Here is a 15,705-nt window from a genome sequence, read left to right as displayed (position 1 = left end):
TCACGGCTGGGCAGCCGGCCGAGAACATGTCCGGCGGTGGGCTCGCGGCATCCTGAGCGACCCGCACCTGACCGTCCTCGACGTCCAGACCACCGGGCTCGACACGAACCTGGGCCGTACAGATCGGCGTCACCGAGCGGGACGGCAACGCCCTCTTGGACGAACTCGTCAACCCGCTCGCCGACATCACGCCCCAGGAGCAGGTCCGCACGGAGATGGCCGCGCTTGCGGCCGAACTGGAATCGGCCGGGCTCCTGCTGCCCGCCGACCCGCCCGCCCGGGGGGACGTGCCCGGCGTACGGTTCGCCGCCGAGACCCAGGCCGGTGTCCTGAAGCGGCTGGCCGGGCATATCGGGCTGTTCGGCGCGCTCGTGCTGCTGCGGTGCCTGCCCGTGCGGTTCGCTCTCACCGCTGCCCGCGCCGCCAGATTGCGCCAAATGTGCTACCGGTCGCTGATCTGCGCCGCCTCGGGCAGGGCTCGGCGGACGGCCTCGGCGTCGGTGGCCGAGTCATCCTGGCACACGACCTCGGCGCCAGGATGTTCGCGCAGCCAGGACTCAAACGTCGTGGCCTCGCGGTCGGGCAGGACCGCGACGCGTCTGCCGGTCTCGGCATCTGTGGTGATCGTGGCGTAGCGGTGGCGGCGGCGCGGGGCGAAATCGTCCATGGCGATCACCGGCGGGACCCGCTGCGGCAGGCGCCTCAGTTGGCGCAGCGCGGAGCTGCCGGAAATGGGCACGGCCAGCAGGCCGACAAGGCGGGCGGCCGCCCGAGTAGTTGCTGCCAGCGAGCGTGGACCCGCACATCCGTTCGCTGGTCCGGAAGCTGGACCGGCACCTCTGGCGGGGGCGACTACGACCTCGATCGCTGTGTGTGCCTCGTGCGCAGCGGCGACCGGTGGTCGGCGCGGGTTCAAGCGGCCCTGCCATGTGGCGAGGGAAGCTATTTCAGGCCTCGGGGAGTGACAGGCGGGCCCATACGGACTTTCCGTTGGTCTGGCAGTCATCGGTCCAGCCCCATGTGGTGCTCAGGGCGTTGACGATGGGCAGCCCGCGGTGGCGCTCGGCCAAGGGCGGGGGGTATGTGAGACGGGGCCGGCGACGGCTGGGGTCGCGGACGACGCATAGGAGGGTACGAGGGCGCAGGGCGAGAGCGAGCCATACAGCTGACTGCGAACTACCGGAACGCATGGTGCGTGTCCGCCCGTGGCGGACGGCGTTCGCGACGAGTTCGGAAGCGACCTGCACGGTGTCGTCGCAGATGCAGCTCAGGTCCCAGCGTCGAAGGGTCTGACGGGTGAACTGTCTTGCCATATAACAGCAGTTGGTCGCGGCGGGGATCTGTCTCGCGGCAAACGGTGTGCTGCCCAGACCTGTACGCACGGCGAGGTTGCGGGTGAACGCAGGTGGTGCGCCGCGGAAGAGACGTTGTTCCAGGTCGTCGACAGCCTCGGGCACGGACAGTGGCTGGATGTCGTTGTTCTGACGTGGCGTCATCGTACGTCCCCCGGAACCGGTTTGCCATGTGGAGGCTGGGCGTGCCGTCTTGACCGTCACTATTCCGGCCTGTTCATCGTTCTTGCAAGTGCCGTTCTGCAATTGCAGAGCTATGAAATTCGTACACACAGTCGGTCGGGCTGCCGTTGAAGGGCGACTGGCCGAACACGACTCAGAGAGGCGCGATAGGGATGCAGCGGGTGGAAAACGGCGTCAGTGCAGTCATGATCGAGGGCGTTGAATGGCGGAAGAGCCGACACAGTGGCGGCAACGGGAACTGCGTGGAAGTCGCTTCTCTGTCTGAAGGAGGTGTGGCCGTGCGTAACTCGCGATTTCCGAACGGTCCCGCTCTCGTGTACACCCAGGAGGAGATCGCGGCCTTCTTCGCGAGTGTCAAGGACGGAGAGTTCGACTTCGCTCTCATGTAACAGAGGGTAGATTTATGGCCTCTTCCTGACACATGTTACGGCTGGCTGCCATACTCGGGCTGCTCCCCCGGACATTCGATTGGAGTACCTGGTATGGCAGCCGACCAGAGGGCGCCTTCCATTCTTGGATTTCCGTACCGCCCGGAGTGGGGCGCGACCGCTCACCGCAAGGCGCTGGCGGGACACCTGCGGCGCTGCCGTGACCACGCCCGGATCGGTACCCGGCAGGCGGCCCGCTGCATCGATGCATCGGAATCCACCATCAGCCGCATGGAGACCGGCCTCACCACGCTCAAACTGACAGAGGTAGAGCGGCTGCTGGACGAATACGGCGTGCGGGACCCCGCGGAGCGCTGGCGGATCACGGCTCTGGTGCACGAGGCGGGAAAGCCCGAAGTGTGGCAGCCCTACGCCCACGCCGCACCGAACAGTTTGCGTCCGCTGCTGGCCATGGAGCCGGCTGCCCGACGCATCATCTCCTATGAGCCGCAGCTGGTGCCCGGCTGGCTGCAGACCGAGGAGTACGCCCAGATCGTCATCCGGGCGACGCATCCGACCATGCCGGCCAAGGAGATCGAAGACCGCGTCCGGCTGCGCCTTCAGCGCATCGAGATGCTCCGCCGGGAGACCGACCCGCCGACCCTGCTCGCGGTGATGGACTCTGAAGTGTTCCGGCGCCAGGTCGGCACCCCTGGCGTTATGTACCGGCAGATCAAGCACTTGCTCACGCTGCTGGGGGAGCTGCGTTACCGGCTCCGCTTGCACATCGCCCCGCTGTCCGTGGGAGCGGCTGGCGCGATCGGGCACCCGATCGTGCACCTGCGATTCTTCACCCCGGACTACCTTCCCGACATGGTGTACCTCGAGCAGTACGAGGGGGCCGTTTACCGAGAGAAACCCTCCGACTCCGAGCGTTACCAGGCGGTGCTGAACAACCTGTGCGGTGTGGCAACTCCCGCAGACCAGACAGCATCGCTGCTGGAGGAGGCGCTCGACACCTGGCGGTGACGGACGTCCCTGGGCATCGCCGTGCTGGTGCACCGGCTCAGCGCCGGACGAAGCCCACGCCCCCGTATTCCTCCCACTCCCAGGTGAGCTGGGCCGGGACATCGTCGTTTTGTGGCCGCCAGGCCGAGACCTCGGCCAGCCCTGGCTCCACAAGGTCCAGTGGAGCGCAGAACGCTGCGACGTCTGCCTTCTTGCGTACGCGGCCCCAGTGTCCCTGGGTCTGCTCATTCATGAACCGTGTGACGAAATCGCGTACCTCAAGAGAGTCGCTGACAAGCTGGCAGACCACCATCATGCTGCCGGGCGGCAACCTGTCCGCGACACGCGCTAGCAGCTCGCCGGGCTGGCTGCTGTCCGGGATGCAGTGCAGCACGGAGACAAATAACGCGGCTACCGGTTCATTGAGGTCGATGAGGCGGTGTACGGGCTCACTGGAAAATATAGTGTCAGTGTTGCGCATGTCGGCCTGGAGTACTGCGGTGCGTTCGTTGCTTTCCAGCAGGACACCGCCCATGGCACGGACGATGGGATCGTTGTCGACGTACACCACGCGGCTTGCTGGATCGACACGTTGCGCGATCTCGTGCACGTTGTTCTGGGTGGGCAGGCCTGAACCGTGGTCGATGAACTGGCGGATTCCGTAGTCGGCTGCCAGGGTGTGCACCACTCTGCGCAGGAACTGCCGGTTGTTCAGGGCGAGTTCCCGCATGCTGGGAACCTGCTTGAGAAGTTCACCGCAGGCAGCACGGTCAGCGGGATAGTTGTCCTTCCCGCCCAGGAGACTGTCGTACATGCGGGCCACACTCGGAACCGAGACGTCCACTCCGTACGGCAAATTCACCCGTGCCCCCTCCGGCGCCGTCCAACAGCGTCATCTGGCGCTGTGACAGCACAGTGTATGAGGAGCGTCACACCGGCGCACCGTGAAGTGACTGATTGTCACTCCTTTGGAGTTCCGACGGATGGCAGTAGCCCCCAGACGTCCTCCACCGGTATTCCCAGCACCTCTGCGACACGCTCCGAACTGAGCTGAAGCCTACGGTGCAGCACCTGGGCCTCCAGATGAAGAGACCGCACAGGCCGGCTGAACGGGCAGGAGCGAAGCTGCCCGTCCAACGCCTGGTCGATGTGGTCGTGGAGAATGGCCCAGGCGACAGCGGCCGGCCCGGAGCTGCCCAGAACCACAGTCCAGGAGACGGCCAGCTCGGTGAAAGCAGCGGCAACAGCTCTCTCCGCCGCACCGAAATGACCGATCCGCAACGCCGCGTACTGCAGGTAGGGATCGTAGTGGCGTTCACGGAAGGCCGCGAAGGCAGCCACAGCAGCCCGCTCGGCACGCAGATCATTGTGACGCAGATGCGCATCACGTCCTGCGTCCGTCTCGCTCTGGGCGACCACGTTGGCGAACGGCACGGCCCGGTACGCCATCACTGTGTCGTTCCCGGCAAGGCGATGTGCGCGACGCCGTCCGGCAGACCAGGGTCGTCGCACATCAAAAACGCGTAATGCACCGCCTCCCACAACGGTTTAACCTCTGAGGGTCGGCCTCCCAGAGCGCACACCAACGCAGACAGTATTTCCCACTCAGGGATGTCAAGGCCTGCCAGCACGCGCCGAGCCGCCTTCGCGCTCACAGCCTTGGCGCTCAAAGCCTCGATCCGTTCAGCACTGGGAGACTTCGCCGCCAGATGCAGCCCACGCACCGTCGCATGCAACTGCTCAATGGCTGCGGTCACAGGCTGTCGTTGCGGCGTCGTCATTCCGTGGGCGGCTTCGAAGAGCACACGCAACTCGGCCGGGTCGGAGTCGAAGATCTCGCTCAGCGCACACACCAGGTCCCACGTTGGAAGCCGGTCCCCGGAAAGGACCCGCGAGATGAACGACGGCGACAACATCGCCAGATCGGCCACCTCGCGGATCGTCTTGCCGCTGGCGACCTGCAACTGGGTCAGCGCCGAGGCCAACTGACTGACCGGACTGGCGGCTTCCCCTCGTTCAATGGCTTGGTCCTCACCTCCGTCCCCGGCCGACTTTGACCGCACCGCGCGCCACCGCGCGGGAGCAGCCCGTTTATCGTTGGCGTGCAGGACCATCATCCGGGCCACTCGCTCCGGCCCCCACCGGGCCCGGGCTGTTTCCGGAGCTACATGCGCTGCTCGGGCCACGCTCTCCCATTTCTCACCTCTATGGCGGGCGTCCTGAACCGCAGCAGCGGTGTAGATATCCAACTCCCGGCGCATCGCCTCAGCGCGCTCCAGCAACGTGCCCAGCTCCTCCTGACGCAGCTCACTGTCGACAAGCTGCCCGGCCAGCCGATGGATTTCCGCAGCAACGGCACGCCCCAAGGGACCCTGCTGCTCGACGACTCTGGCCTGGCTCGCCTGTCGCTGCCTTTGCGCCCGGCGGCGGCATGCAGTGCCGCAGTACTGACGGCGCCGCCCAGCGCCCTTGTTCTGCACCAGCGGACCAGAGCACACCACACACCTGTCCGGCCGCGGCGAATTACCCGACATCGCTTTGCCTCTCATCCCGTCTGCTCGCCCTGCCTCGACACGCGGTGGCTGGCGGGCGCTTCACAGTCACCCGCCAGCCATCGCAGCTAGTTCAGTCCACGCGCACCCAGACGAAGGCGACCCGGGACGTACGGGCTGCGGCAGCCGCGACCGCCGCGAACGCCACACAAGCAGGCGCTGACCACCCGGAATGTTGAAGAACGCAGGAGAGGGCCAGGGCAACAATCGGGCCCAGGCTGAGCGTGACAGCGAAGGCACGCAAGCGTGCGCAATATCCGCTGGCGTTGCTACCTTCCAGGCGTGCCCCCGGCACCACGGTGCCGGACACGACATTGAGATCGGTCATCGGTTTCCTTAGAGAAATTGACGGCTGTTCAAAATGCGGAGAGGTCCCGGGTCTTTGGGTAGCCAGCCTCGGTCCGGGGCCCATCTCCGGCGTGACCCTAGCGTGCTCTTCCCGCGCTCGGCCATCAGAGTGAGGCATAAACCGGTAAGCGACCGCATTCGCGTGCGAAAACTCAAGCCTCGGGCCGTTTCGCGACCCAAGACGTCGATTCTTTGGCGGCCACTGATCGGATTCGACAGAAAGTGGCCGCTGTAGTTGACAGTAATGGCGTGATACACGTGCACCGGCGCCTGAAAATCCAAGAAGAGCACTCCGGCGCACACCCGCGCCATATCCCGCCACCCCTGAAGAAACCATCCTGCACGAGCGGAACCCCGAGAGATCCTCTCGTCCGGTGGAGCGACGGAACGCACGGCGGCGGGCTTCTCCCACCGGGAACACCGGCCCCCGTGATCCCGTCACGAGGGCGTCTGCAGACCGGCAACGCCGGGCATCGCGGAGATGCATGCTCCTTTGGGTGTCGGCGGGTGAATCCGTCTTCACCACCTTGGCCGGTCACGGGCTGGTGCAGGAGGCCGTTACGGCTTGTCCCGATGGCAATGCCTCGCGCGGCCAGGACGAGCGCAACCAGCTGAACAGCGTGGGGTGCGGCACTGCACAAGGCCAACGGGCTTGGACGGAGCGCCCAGTGGGCGACTCGTCGGCGTGCGTCACGGCCGGGAGCCTGCTCCTGGACCGTGGTATCGAGCAGTTGCACCTCCACCGGCTTTGACCTGAGACGCCATCCGCTTATCGATGACGGGGCTGGTCTGGTCGAACAGGGTTCCTGTTCGGGTGATCGCGCGCGGGCCGACGTATGACAGCAGGGCCTCTTGGTAGGTCGGGGGTGCGAACCAAACCGATCACCAGGAGTCTCAATGGGCGCTGTCAAGCCGCCTGCGCGACCGGCGGGGCGGAGGTGAAGACCCGGTTGTCGCGAAGCAGGGCCCACAGGACGCTGACGCGCCGGCGAGCCAGGGCGATGATTGCCTGGACGTGCTTGAGCCCTTCACCGCGCTTCTTTAGGTAGAAGTCCCGGTTCGGCCCCTCACGGATGATGCTGGTCTGTGCAGACAGGTAGAACACCCTGCGCAGGCGGCGGCTGTATCGCTTGGGCCGACGCAGGTTCCCGGTCCGGCGCCCCGAATCTCGCGGGACCGGGACGAGACCGGCTGCAGAGGCGAGATGCCCGGCATCCGCGTAAGCGGTCAGATCGCCCGCGGCGACGACGAACTCTGCGCCGAGTACGGGGCCCAAGCCAGGCAGGGACTCGATGATTTCGGCCTGCGGGTGGCTGTGGAAGATGTCGCGGATCTGCTTCTCGATGCGCTTGAGGCGGTCGTCCAGGGCCAGAATCTGGGAGGCCAGGTCGGCCACGACTTGGGCGGCGATGTCCTCGCCGGGCAACGTGGCGTGCTGGGCCTCGGCGGCCATGAGCGCGGTGGCCGCGACCGTGTCGGCACCACGCACGCTGCGGTTGGCCAGCCAGGCCGTGAGCCGTGCCCTGCCACGGTGGCGGATCGCGGCCGGGGTCTGGTAGCCCGTCAGCAGCACCAGCGCGCCCTTGTGGGAGCTGTAGTCGAAGGCCCGTTCCAGGGCGGGGAAGATGCCGGTGAGCACGTCTCGCAACCGGTTGATCATCCGCACCCGGTCGGATACCAGATCCGAGCGGTGTGCGGTCAGCAGCGCCAGGTCGGCCGCCATCTGGGCGGGCACGTCGATGGCGGCGAAGTCCCGTCGATGGCGAGCGGTCTCGGCGATGACGTACGCATCACGCGCGTCAGTCTTGGCCTCGCCTCGGTAAGCGCCGGCCATCCGGTTGACCGTCCGGCCCGGGACGTAGACGGCCTGCTGGCCGTGGGCCGAGAGTAAGGCCAGCAGCAGAGCGGAGGACGTGCCGGAGATGTCCACCGCCCAGCGGACTTCGTCGGCCAGGTCCAGGATCTCGCCGAGCGCGGTCAGGATTGCTGACTCGTCGTTGTCTATCTTCTTCGACCACACGGTGGCACCAGTCTCATCGACTCCGGCCGCCCAGTGGTGACCCTTGCCCGCGTCGATCCCCACCCAGATGAGGGCGTGTCGCTTGGTCACTTGCCTCTCCTCGCTCCGCACAGCATGCCGTCGGCCCGAGGAACACCCCGCTGTCAGCTCCGTAAACAGCGACTGAAACGCAGATCTCAATCAGCAGCCAGGGCGCCCCGGAAGGCCGGACGGCCACTCCTGGCGAGCCACAACGGGCAAGCCCTGTTCAGCCACATCCGACCCTCCCGGGCCATCCAACAACTTACGGAGGCCCTGTTGCCGCAGTCTTTCGCGCTCACCTGTGTGGAGTCCAACTCGCCGTCCCTGTCGTGTGACTGCCTCGCGCACAGGTTCGGCAACGCGGCCGACGGGCCGGAGCGCATGCGGTGTTACGTCTCGGACATGACGGATGAGGAATGGCAGGTCATCCGGGCAGTGCTGCCGGTGCCCGCGTGGCTTGAAGGACGGGGTGGCCGACCGGAGAGCTATTGCCACCGTGTGATGCTGGATGCCGTCCGCTACGTGGCCGACAACGGCGTCAAGTGGGCCAATCTGCCTGTGGACTTCCCGCCGTATCGGCGTGTGCATGCTTTCGCCCGCCGCTGGCAGGTGACGGGTCTGCTCGCCGAGCTCGGGCCTTGACCCGGAATCTTGGACACGGGCTATGCGGCTTGGGCCAGGGTAGTTGATGTTGTGTCGAGTGCTGTCTCGTAGGCGATGGGGCTGCGTTGTCCGAGGCGGGAGTGACGGCGTCGGGTGTTGTAGCGGTTGAGCCAGCCGAATGCGTCGAGGCGGGCCTCGCGTTCGCTGGACCAGGTCTTGCGGCCTTGGAGCGTCTCGCGTTTGAACGTCGCGTTGAAGGACTCGGCGAGTGCGTTGGTATTCACCGTCGAATGCGCTCGTTCCCCTCGATGACGACGCGTGTGTGCGGTTGATCCATCCGTTTCATCCCCGGTGTGGTGAGGCCTTCGAGTTCCTCGAGCGCCTCAACTCGTGGCGCGGGGATGTGGTGTTGGTCCTCGACGGGCAAGGTCGCAGGTGTTCGTTCCCTCTGGAGTGGACCGATATGGCACCGGTGGATGCGTTCGTCGCGGCGGCCGGCGAGGAGTGCCCGTATCGGACCGGGGACCTGGTACTCACCGACGCGTTGAGGACCGTACCCGCTGCGGCAAGACCACCGGCTTCGGACGGCTTCCGCGCCCGCCATTTCGCCATCACCACGTGGCTGGAGCTGTCCCTGACCGCGATCGGCCTGCTTGCCCGGATGCGCACCCTGTTGCGAACTCTCCGACGGAGAAAACCGACCCGGCGACCGGCCGTACGAAGGACCGTCTGGTGACGGTGCGGCCCGGCGGCCAGGTCGTCGACTTCCCCGTAGAGGTGAAGGGCAACACGCGCTTTGGCGACGACGTACGGTACGGCGTGGTGGTCAAGGCGGTCCAGGGTGCGGTCGTCGGCTCGGACAGCGGTGGTATCACCGTGGAGAACGACGACCCGACACCCACGATCAGCGTGACACCGGTCGCCGACCGGGTCACCGAGGGCAGACCGCTGACCTGGCGGGTGACCCTGTCAGAGGCCGCCGACGTGGACCTGGGCGCCTCCTTCGTGGTGCGGCCCGTGACCGGCGGTGCCGAGCTGTCCACCAAGGACGTCGACTCCCAGTGGCTCAGTGAGCGGTCGGGCGAGTTCCCGGACCCGGCACGCCCGCTGTCCCGGCTGGACCGGCTCGTGCTGGGGGTGAACATCCCGGCCGGGCAGACCAGCGGGGAGATCACCCTGCCGACGGTCACGGACCAGGTCACCGAACCCACCGGGTCCGTACCCTGCAGCAGAGCGGGCTCGCGCTCGGCGTGGCCACGCCCAGAATTCCACGTCCGGCATGATGTCCGATTCCCGCTCTGAGTATGCGTGAGGTTCCCCCGTCGTCAGTGTGTATGGCGATCGGCCGTTGCTCGTGGGTATCGCGCCGTACGGACCGTTGCATCGTTGAACAGGCATGACATCCGTCGGAACGTCGATCATCTCGTATCTGTACCTGCGCCAGTCTGATGCGTAAGAAACCCCTGGTGGGGGCGTGAACGACATAGCTCTGACAAGACTGGGGCGTCGGCATTCATCCACGAGGAATCAGAGGCCTAGGCCATACGGCGCTGGCCACGGGGCACAGGTGGCGGAAGTGACGTACCCCGGTGGGGGCCCACGGCACAGGTGAGGAAACTGAACTCGCTCGAGCAGCAGCGTCTATCGGCCCCTCGGCGCTGGCACAGCGTCGACGCCACGTGCCCGCTCGCGTGCCAGGCAGGTGCAGAACGCAGCGTCGCCCTGCCCGCTGTCCACGGTCCACTCGGGCCCAGCACCTGCGGTCGCATCCCCCCTCACCGCGTGATCGTTTCTGCGGTGAAATCCCACCCGCCGTTCAGGTGACACCGCCTCAGCACATCGACACCGCCAGCGTGAGTGCCGCTATCTCTCGTGACCGTCAACTCCCCTGCTCGACGAGAGAGATCAACGCATGCGGATCCACACGAAGCTTGCCCTGACCACGGCGGCCGCCACCGCGCTCGTCATCCCCCTCACCGCTGCTCCGGCCACAGCCACAGCCACGCCGGCCTCCGATCACCACAGCGCGAACGCCGCGACCTCGCGTCGGGACCTGCCCGAGCCCCCGCCCGCCGACATCGTCCGCAAGGAACTCGGCGACCTGAACCTCGCTGCCCCGCACCCGATGACCGGCTACTCCCGGGCCAAGTTCGGGAACTGGATCATCCAGTACGGCACCTGCGACACCCGAGAAGTCGTCCTCGCTCGCGATGGCCACGACGTCGTCCAGGACGACCAGTGCCGAGCGGTGGCCGGCACATGGGTCAGCCCCTACGACGACAAGGTTTTCACCGCGTCCGGCCAACTTGACATTGACCACGTGGTTCCTTTGGCCAACGGTTGGCGCTCCGGAGCCGACGAGTGGACCACCGCCAAGCGCCGCCAGTTCGCCAACGACCTCACCAACCCCCAGCTGGTGGCCGTGTCCGCAGCCTCCAACCGGTCCAAGGGCGACCAGTCCCCCGACCAGTGGGCCCCACCCCTGCGCCCCTACTGGTGCACCTACAGCCGCGCCTGGACCCACGTGAAGTACGTATACAACCTCAACATCACCGAGGCGGAGAAGAACAAACTCAACGAGATGCTGGACACGTGTGAAGCATGAGCGACAGCCCGGACACCACCTGCTACCAGGACGATGTCCACACCGGGCCCGGCGGGGCGATGACCGACGACGTCGGCGTCATCACCGGCGGCCTCACCATCCGCACCACTCCCGGCCGTGACCGGCACAGCGCGCACGTCACGGTGCAATACACCGGCGCCGACGAGTGGTACACCCTGACCGGCAGCCCCGCCCCCGTCCCCGACGGCAACCTGGCCGCCTACCACCACAACCTGCTCGCCCGCATCCGGCAGGGCGGAGCCGCCACAGCCACGTGAGCCGTTCTCCCATACTGTCACCGCTGTCAGCGGCACGAACCACTGCGCTGGATAACTCACCGCTCACAGCAGGAAACGGGCCATGCTGCCGCTGTCGCATACGTCAGCGGCAGCTCCAACGGGGTACGGATAACACGCACTTCCTCACAGGTATCAGAGGCGAGGCTACCTGGGGCGCCGATGCGGCCCAGGGCGTCCCACTGCTCGGGGGTGACCAGAACATCGACCTTGATGTCCTCCACGGGACCGAAGGTTCCGTTGGCGCGCTTGTCGAAGAACGTGCCGCGGCCCGCCCCCAGGGTTTCATGAGCTGACACGGTGCTGACGTGTCAGCACCGAACTGCCGTGATTCCTGGCTGCCGAGCCCCTCCAGCTCCCGCACCGAACCTGTGCTGCTCCGGGAACACGGCCACGGGAGGAAGATCCGGGGGCGCTCCTGGCTGAGGTCTCCCGGCCGTCAGACGCGCAGCACGGTGACGGTGCGCCCGGAGGGCGTAGTCCGCTGCGAGAAGGCGGTGCGCTCGTGGACCGGGGCTGCCTGCGGGCGGGTGTCGAAGACGACGAGGGTGCCCGTGGACAGCTCCATGCGGTCCAGGTAGTCGTCCAGCTGTGCCAGCCCCTCGGCGAGGGGGTCGGTGCGGCCCTGGCGCCACACCTTCAGCTCCAGCGCCTCGCGCTGCACCGCCCGCGAACCGTCGGCAGCGGTGTACGGCTGGCGAATCAGCAGGTCCACACGCCGCCGGCCGACCCCGTACTCCCGGTCGATGAAACCCGCCCCGTTCACGATCCGGTGCAGGTAGGCCATCATCACCAGCTGTGCTGCGGCCTCCGGGTAGGTCGAGGCGGTGGCCAGGATCTCGCCGTTCTCCCGCCAGAACTCGGCGAAGGAGCACAGCAGCTTGTCCATGTCGATCCGGCCGTCCGGCAGCCGGAAGCTGCTCGGGGCGGCGACGACCTGGCCCTCCGTGTTGCTTCCCAGGACCCGGACAATGACCTCCTGGTAGATCGGATTGGCCACCCGCACCGGCGCGTCCGGAGCGACCAGCCCCAGGTCGCGCACATACGCCAGATCGTCGTCGTACGTGTCCGTCGGCAGGAGCAGCTCACCCGCGATCACCGGCTGGATCACCCGCCGCACCCGGTCCTCGCCCAACCTGGCGGCCAGCGAGTCCAGATGCGTCGCACGCGCCAGGATCAGCCGCTCCTTCGCCTCCTCCATGTGCTCGGCCGTGATCGGCGTGTCCGACGGCACCCCCATCTCCTCGACGACCTCCCGGGCCAGCGCGTTGACCAGCCACGGCTGTCCCTGGGTAAAGCTGAAGGCACGCTCCAGCGCATCCACCGCGAAATCCTGGCCCGTCTCCGTGGTGTGCTGCCCGTACAGCTCGGCGACCTCGGCCTCGGTGAAGTCGCCCAACCGCAGCGACGCCACCTTGATGTTGAACGGACTCGACGTACCAAGGCGCCCCGGATCCCCGCCCGAGGCCGCCTTGTAGTCACGCACATCCCGCAGCCCGCACAGCACCACCGCATGGGGGAAGCCGCCACGGCTGACAGTGAAGCCATCGCGCAACTGGCGCAGCACACTGCGCAGGCTCTCCCCCCGCAGCGCGTCGATCTCGTCGAAGAACAGCACCAGCGGACGCGGACAGCTCCGCACCCACTCAGTCAGCCCCCGCGTGAGCCGGGACCCGGGCACCGCGTCGGGCCAGGAGGTGGGGGGCGCGAGCTCATCAGGAAGCCCAGCGGACTCCGCGGACCGCCGAATCGCCTCCAGCACCAGCAGCTCGGCCTGGCCGTAGTCCTCCCCGGCCACCTCCGCGCTCTCGCACGAGAAGTGCAGCGCCGCGTACCGGCCCGAGGCCGTCAGTTCCCGGGCCATCGCCGCCAGCACCGTCGTCTTCCCGGTCTGCCGCGGCGCGTGCACCACGAAGTACTGGCCCTGCTCGATGTACCCGCGGGCCCTGGGCAGCCGCTCCTGGGCCGGCACCATGTAGTGACGCGTGGGGACGCACGGCCCGGCCGTATTGAAGTAGCGCATACCTCGCACGCTAGCCGACGGCACCGACAATCTGAGGCGACAGTGCACCGACCACCGGCTACGCCGCCCCGTACGGGGACGAGTGCCAGAGCAGCGGTGCCCCGATGTGGGGATCACCCGGCAGACAGACGCAGAAACGCGGCCAGCGCCCGCTGGGGTGCGGTGACCGCTGGAGCGCCTCCGGCGACCGCCAGGGCATGCAGGTCACACAGCTCTTCGCGTGCCGATCAGCTCATCCGGGGCACCGTTGTCGTCCTCATCGTCCCAGTCGGCCTCATCCACCCCACAGGGGAGGGCTGTCGGCAGCCCTCCCCGCCCTGCGGCGGTTACGCGCCGTTGAAGATCTTCCCGAGCTTGATCTCCCGGAGAGCGGAGTCCAAGCTCGCTCGCTGGCGTGGCGCGGACGCCATGCGCAAGCGCCAGACCTTCAAGGACCTCGTGATGCTCGCCGCCGACACCTCCGGCCGCCGGGCAGAGCTGTTCGTGATCGGTCCCGAGCCCCGCCGCTTCCTGACCACCAGCACTTCAACCGCGGCCTGGGCCCTGGACCGCAGCCCAGGGGCACTGCGGACCTTCACCATCGTCTTCGGCACACCGAGCATGTCCGTCGCCCAGTTCACCGCAACCCATGCCGCCCACGTGAAGATCACCGATCTGCGGGATCTTCTCCCCGCGGCCGTCGCAGTCCTCCTGCATTGAAATGTCCTCGGCATGAGTCGCCAGCCTTGCGAAGAGCCCCACACTCACGCTCCCCAAGCCGCGGCGGCGCGTTCCACCACTAGCGCGGCGCCAGTGAACAGGTGGCGATGCGGCGTTTTGCCTGGTCACAGGGGGATCGCATGCGAGGTATCACCAGTCACTTCGCTCACCGCCGGGTCACCACTCTTAAACGTAGAGGTGATGGAAGCCTCGTAATCGAACGGAATCGCACCCCGGAGCTCTGGTTCGGATGGCCGTAGAGGTCCTGTTTTCCGCATCGGCGCACCTCGTCCGGAGTGGCCCTCGGGGGCGGGATGGGCGTCGTTCGCGGCTTGCCGGCTGCCTGTACAACGACCCGGGAGTCCGTCCGAGGGCGGCCCTGAACGCGCTGGCGAAGGCGCTGGGCGAGGAGAACCCGCAGACCGCGGCCGCCTGCGTGACGGTCCGTCCCTCGGCGAGGAGCAGGACCGCCCGGTGCAGGCGGAGCTGTGTGTGCCAGGCCGTGTAGCCCATCCCCAGCTCGTCGCCGGACAGCCTGGACCGGGTCCGCTCGCTCGCGCCGGCCCTCCGACCGAGTTCAGCCAGGCTCGGCGAGGCGGTCATGTCGGACTCCTGCTCTCGTGGGACGTCGCGTAGCCGCGCCGGCGTCCCTGTGGTGTCCCGGTCGTGTCTCCTGGAAGGCGCCACCCGGCATCCCTGCACAGGTGAGTCCTCCGAAGGCTGTGTGCGTGACGCCAGTGCGCCACTGCCGGGGCGTGTACGAGACACCGTGGGGACGTGCGCGGGACTCTGAGAGGTACACCGGTATGACGGGGCGAACTCCTGGCCGCCTACGGGGAGAACGAAATGGCCGTTGACACCGGTATCGGTCGGCGTCCTATCGGTGTCCCTGGCGGGTCTCGTTCGTGTACTGATGAGTCATCTCGGAGACGCTTCCTTGGCCGGCCGGTTCCGCTCGTTCGCCTCACGCCGCTGGGCTTTCAGCGCCTTCCTCGCCGCGGCCTCCGTGCCGGGACCCCGGGCCCCGGCCGGCCAGACCGCGCGATCCGCTGTGGAGAACGTATGAACCTGCGCCTGTAGGGCACTGGGAGCGGGCCGCGCCTACGTTTCGCGTGGCGCGGCCCCGGCATCTACTGGGGTACGTACGTGCGAGTGGCGACGTTGACGCTGCACGTGTTCATGGATGACGGGGTCCTCGTGCCGCCGGTGCCTTCAGTGATCTCCTTGCCGAGGCGTGCATCCTCGACGGCGGCGGCCGTGATGCAGGCCCGTGGCGTCGCTGGGCCGGGCGGTTCGCGGCATGCATTCCGGCTGGATCGGCCGGCGGGGGAGTGGGGCGGCTCCGGGGGTTCCGGCGGCGCCGGCCTGTTGTCCGGCTTCCCGGGGACCGAAGTGCCCTCGGGGCAGGGCATCGGTGTCCGTGCGCTGTGCGGCTGCAGTCTGGAGTGTTGGTTCGCAGCCGCTGTGGGTTGAGCGGGGTGCCTGCTCGGCACCGGCTGCCGTCTCGCGATCCAGCCCTGCGCGGTGTGCGGCTATCGAAGCGGCAATGGCGCCCCCGGCTTGGATGGCCAGTGCGGGGATCGGACGGAGGGCGACAGCGGCCGCAACTGCAGCCTGTGAGTTGCTC

At 67.3% G+C, this 15,705-nt stretch carries 17 protein-coding genes and 2 pseudogenes; 8 read left to right on the top strand and 11 right to left on the bottom strand.

All coding sequences use genetic code 11. The annotated features are described in order from the left end of the window. Positions 1-445: 445 nt before the first annotated feature. Together ACH45E_RS00160 and ACH45E_RS00155 are read right to left on the bottom strand one after the other, a co-directional pair. Positions 446-772, bottom strand: a pseudogene (locus tag ACH45E_RS00160) (transposase); the annotation flags it as partial. Between the two features lie 175 nt (positions 773-947). Continuing rightward, positions 948-1,313: an ATP-binding protein gene (locus ACH45E_RS00155; RefSeq protein ID WP_361455908.1), complete on the bottom strand. Its 366-nt coding sequence runs from the start codon at positions 1,311-1,313 to the stop codon at positions 948-950. 374 nt (positions 1,314-1,687) lie between these two features. On the opposite strand from ACH45E_RS00155, the gene ACH45E_RS00150 reads away from it, so the two are divergent. Next, on the top strand, positions 1,688-1,924 hold the full coding sequence (locus ACH45E_RS00150; protein WP_361455827.1) for a DUF397 domain-containing protein: 237 nt from the start codon (positions 1,688-1,690) through the stop codon (positions 1,922-1,924). A 93-nt stretch (positions 1,925-2,017) separates the two neighbouring features. Continuing rightward, complete coding sequence (locus ACH45E_RS00145) at positions 2,018-2,932, top strand: helix-turn-helix transcriptional regulator (RefSeq protein ID WP_361455824.1); 915 nt, start codon at positions 2,018-2,020, stop codon at positions 2,930-2,932. 37 nt (positions 2,933-2,969) lie between these two features. Here the strand turns inward: ACH45E_RS00145 and ACH45E_RS00140 are convergent, their stop codons facing one another. From ACH45E_RS00140 to ACH45E_RS00120, 5 genes are all read right to left on the bottom strand, one after another. Then, positions 2,970-3,773: an SAM-dependent methyltransferase gene (locus ACH45E_RS00140; protein ID WP_361455821.1), complete on the bottom strand. Its 804-nt coding sequence runs from the start codon at positions 3,771-3,773 to the stop codon at positions 2,970-2,972. A 98-nt stretch (positions 3,774-3,871) separates the two neighbouring features. Then, positions 3,872-4,360 (bottom strand): hypothetical protein, encoded by a 489-nt coding sequence (locus ACH45E_RS00135; protein WP_399039652.1) that lies wholly within the window; start codon positions 4,358-4,360, stop codon positions 3,872-3,874. Further along, a complete protein-coding gene (locus ACH45E_RS00130; RefSeq protein ID WP_361455815.1) occupies positions 4,360-5,391 on the bottom strand; it encodes a helix-turn-helix transcriptional regulator in 1,032 nt (343 codons plus the stop codon). Before ACH45E_RS00130 ends, ACH45E_RS00135 begins: the two co-directional genes overlap by 1 nt. A 145-nt stretch (positions 5,392-5,536) precedes the next feature. Continuing rightward, positions 5,537-5,791 carry a hypothetical protein gene (locus tag ACH45E_RS00125; RefSeq protein WP_361455812.1) on the bottom strand — a complete coding sequence of 85 codons (255 nt, stop codon included), beginning with the start codon at positions 5,789-5,791 and terminating at the stop codon, positions 5,537-5,539. A gap of 927 nt (positions 5,792-6,718) precedes the next feature. Beyond that, positions 6,719-7,921 (bottom strand): IS110 family transposase, encoded by a 1,203-nt coding sequence (locus tag ACH45E_RS00120; protein ID WP_361455809.1) that lies wholly within the window; start codon positions 7,919-7,921, stop codon positions 6,719-6,721. Positions 7,922-8,254: 333 nt separating this feature from the next. On the opposite strand from ACH45E_RS00120, the gene ACH45E_RS00115 reads away from it, so the two are divergent. After that, positions 8,255-8,494 (top strand): transposase, encoded by a 240-nt coding sequence (locus ACH45E_RS00115; RefSeq protein WP_361455806.1) that lies wholly within the window; start codon positions 8,255-8,257, stop codon positions 8,492-8,494. Between the two features lie 20 nt (positions 8,495-8,514). Here ACH45E_RS00115 and ACH45E_RS00110 read toward each other — a convergent pair. Beyond that, positions 8,515-8,763, bottom strand: a pseudogene (locus tag ACH45E_RS00110) (integrase core domain-containing protein); the annotation flags it as partial. Between the two features lie 14 nt (positions 8,764-8,777). Here ACH45E_RS00110 and ACH45E_RS00105 point away from each other — a divergent pair. From ACH45E_RS00105 to ACH45E_RS00090, 4 genes are all read left to right on the top strand, one after another. Continuing rightward, complete coding sequence (locus ACH45E_RS00105) at positions 8,778-9,191, top strand: DUF5372 family protein (protein ID WP_361455803.1); 414 nt, start codon at positions 8,778-8,780, stop codon at positions 9,189-9,191. After that, complete coding sequence (locus ACH45E_RS00100; RefSeq protein ID WP_361455800.1) at positions 9,188-9,757, top strand: hypothetical protein; 570 nt, start codon at positions 9,188-9,190, stop codon at positions 9,755-9,757. Before ACH45E_RS00105 ends, ACH45E_RS00100 begins: the two co-directional genes overlap by 4 nt. A gap of 610 nt (positions 9,758-10,367) precedes the next feature. Next, complete coding sequence (locus tag ACH45E_RS00095; protein ID WP_361455797.1) at positions 10,368-11,060, top strand: HNH endonuclease family protein; 693 nt, start codon at positions 10,368-10,370, stop codon at positions 11,058-11,060. Then, positions 11,057-11,338 (top strand): hypothetical protein, encoded by a 282-nt coding sequence (locus ACH45E_RS00090; RefSeq protein ID WP_361455794.1) that lies wholly within the window; start codon positions 11,057-11,059, stop codon positions 11,336-11,338. Before ACH45E_RS00095 ends, ACH45E_RS00090 begins: the two co-directional genes overlap by 4 nt. 56 nt (positions 11,339-11,394) lie before the next feature. Here ACH45E_RS00090 and ACH45E_RS00085 read toward each other — a convergent pair whose 3' ends face one another. Together ACH45E_RS00085 and ACH45E_RS00080 are read right to left on the bottom strand one after the other, a co-directional pair. Further along, positions 11,395-11,655, bottom strand: a complete 261-nt coding sequence (locus ACH45E_RS00085) for a hypothetical protein (RefSeq protein WP_361455791.1) — start codon at positions 11,653-11,655, stop codon at positions 11,395-11,397. Between the two features lie 140 nt (positions 11,656-11,795). Next, positions 11,796-13,379 (bottom strand): ATP-binding protein, encoded by a 1,584-nt coding sequence (locus ACH45E_RS00080; protein WP_361455788.1) that lies wholly within the window; start codon positions 13,377-13,379, stop codon positions 11,796-11,798. 354 nt (positions 13,380-13,733) lie between these two features. Here ACH45E_RS00080 and ACH45E_RS00075 point away from each other — a divergent pair, with 354 nt between their 5' ends. Then, the gene (locus ACH45E_RS00075; RefSeq protein WP_361455785.1) at positions 13,734-14,078 is read left to right on the top strand and encodes a hypothetical protein; all 345 of its coding nucleotides are present in this window, start codon (positions 13,734-13,736) and stop codon (positions 14,076-14,078) included. Positions 14,079-14,264: 186 nt separating this feature from the next. Here ACH45E_RS00075 and ACH45E_RS00070 read toward each other — a convergent pair whose 3' ends face one another. Next, positions 14,265-14,681: an AraC family transcriptional regulator gene (locus ACH45E_RS00070; RefSeq protein WP_361455782.1), complete on the bottom strand. Its 417-nt coding sequence runs from the start codon at positions 14,679-14,681 to the stop codon at positions 14,265-14,267. Between the last annotated feature and the right edge of the window lie 1,024 nt (positions 14,682-15,705).

The sequence above is a fragment of the Streptomyces sp. NPDC020299 genome (genome assembly GCF_044387825.1).
GTDB lineage: Bacteria > Actinomycetota > Actinomycetes > Streptomycetales > Streptomycetaceae > Streptomyces.
Note: the sequence above shows the minus strand (reverse complement) of the source record. Positions and strands in the feature narration are given on the sequence as shown.

Coding starts and splice junctions, on each gene's coding strand:
- ACH45E_RS00155 (WP_361455908.1), bottom strand. CDS start 1,313: ATGGCAAGACAGTTCACCCGTCAGACCCTTCGACGCTGGGACCTGAGC.
- ACH45E_RS00150 (WP_361455827.1), top strand. CDS start 1,688: ATGCAGCGGGTGGAAAACGGCGTCAGTGCAGTCATGATCGAGGGCGTT.
- ACH45E_RS00145 (WP_361455824.1), top strand. CDS start 2,018: ATGGCAGCCGACCAGAGGGCGCCTTCCATTCTTGGATTTCCGTACCGC.
- ACH45E_RS00135 (WP_399039652.1), bottom strand. CDS start 4,360: ATGGCGTACCGGGCCGTGCCGTTCGCCAACGTGGTCGCCCAGAGCGAG.
- ACH45E_RS00125 (WP_361455812.1), bottom strand. CDS start 5,791: ATGACCGATCTCAATGTCGTGTCCGGCACCGTGGTGCCGGGGGCACGC.
- ACH45E_RS00115 (WP_361455806.1), top strand. CDS start 8,255: ATGACGGATGAGGAATGGCAGGTCATCCGGGCAGTGCTGCCGGTGCCC.
- ACH45E_RS00095 (WP_361455797.1), top strand. CDS start 10,368: ATGCGGATCCACACGAAGCTTGCCCTGACCACGGCGGCCGCCACCGCG.
- ACH45E_RS00090 (WP_361455794.1), top strand. CDS start 11,057: ATGAGCGACAGCCCGGACACCACCTGCTACCAGGACGATGTCCACACC.
- ACH45E_RS00080 (WP_361455788.1), bottom strand. CDS start 13,379: ATGCGCTACTTCAATACGGCCGGGCCGTGCGTCCCCACGCGTCACTAC.
- ACH45E_RS00070 (WP_361455782.1), bottom strand. CDS start 14,681: ATGACCGCCTCGCCGAGCCTGGCTGAACTCGGTCGGAGGGCCGGCGCG.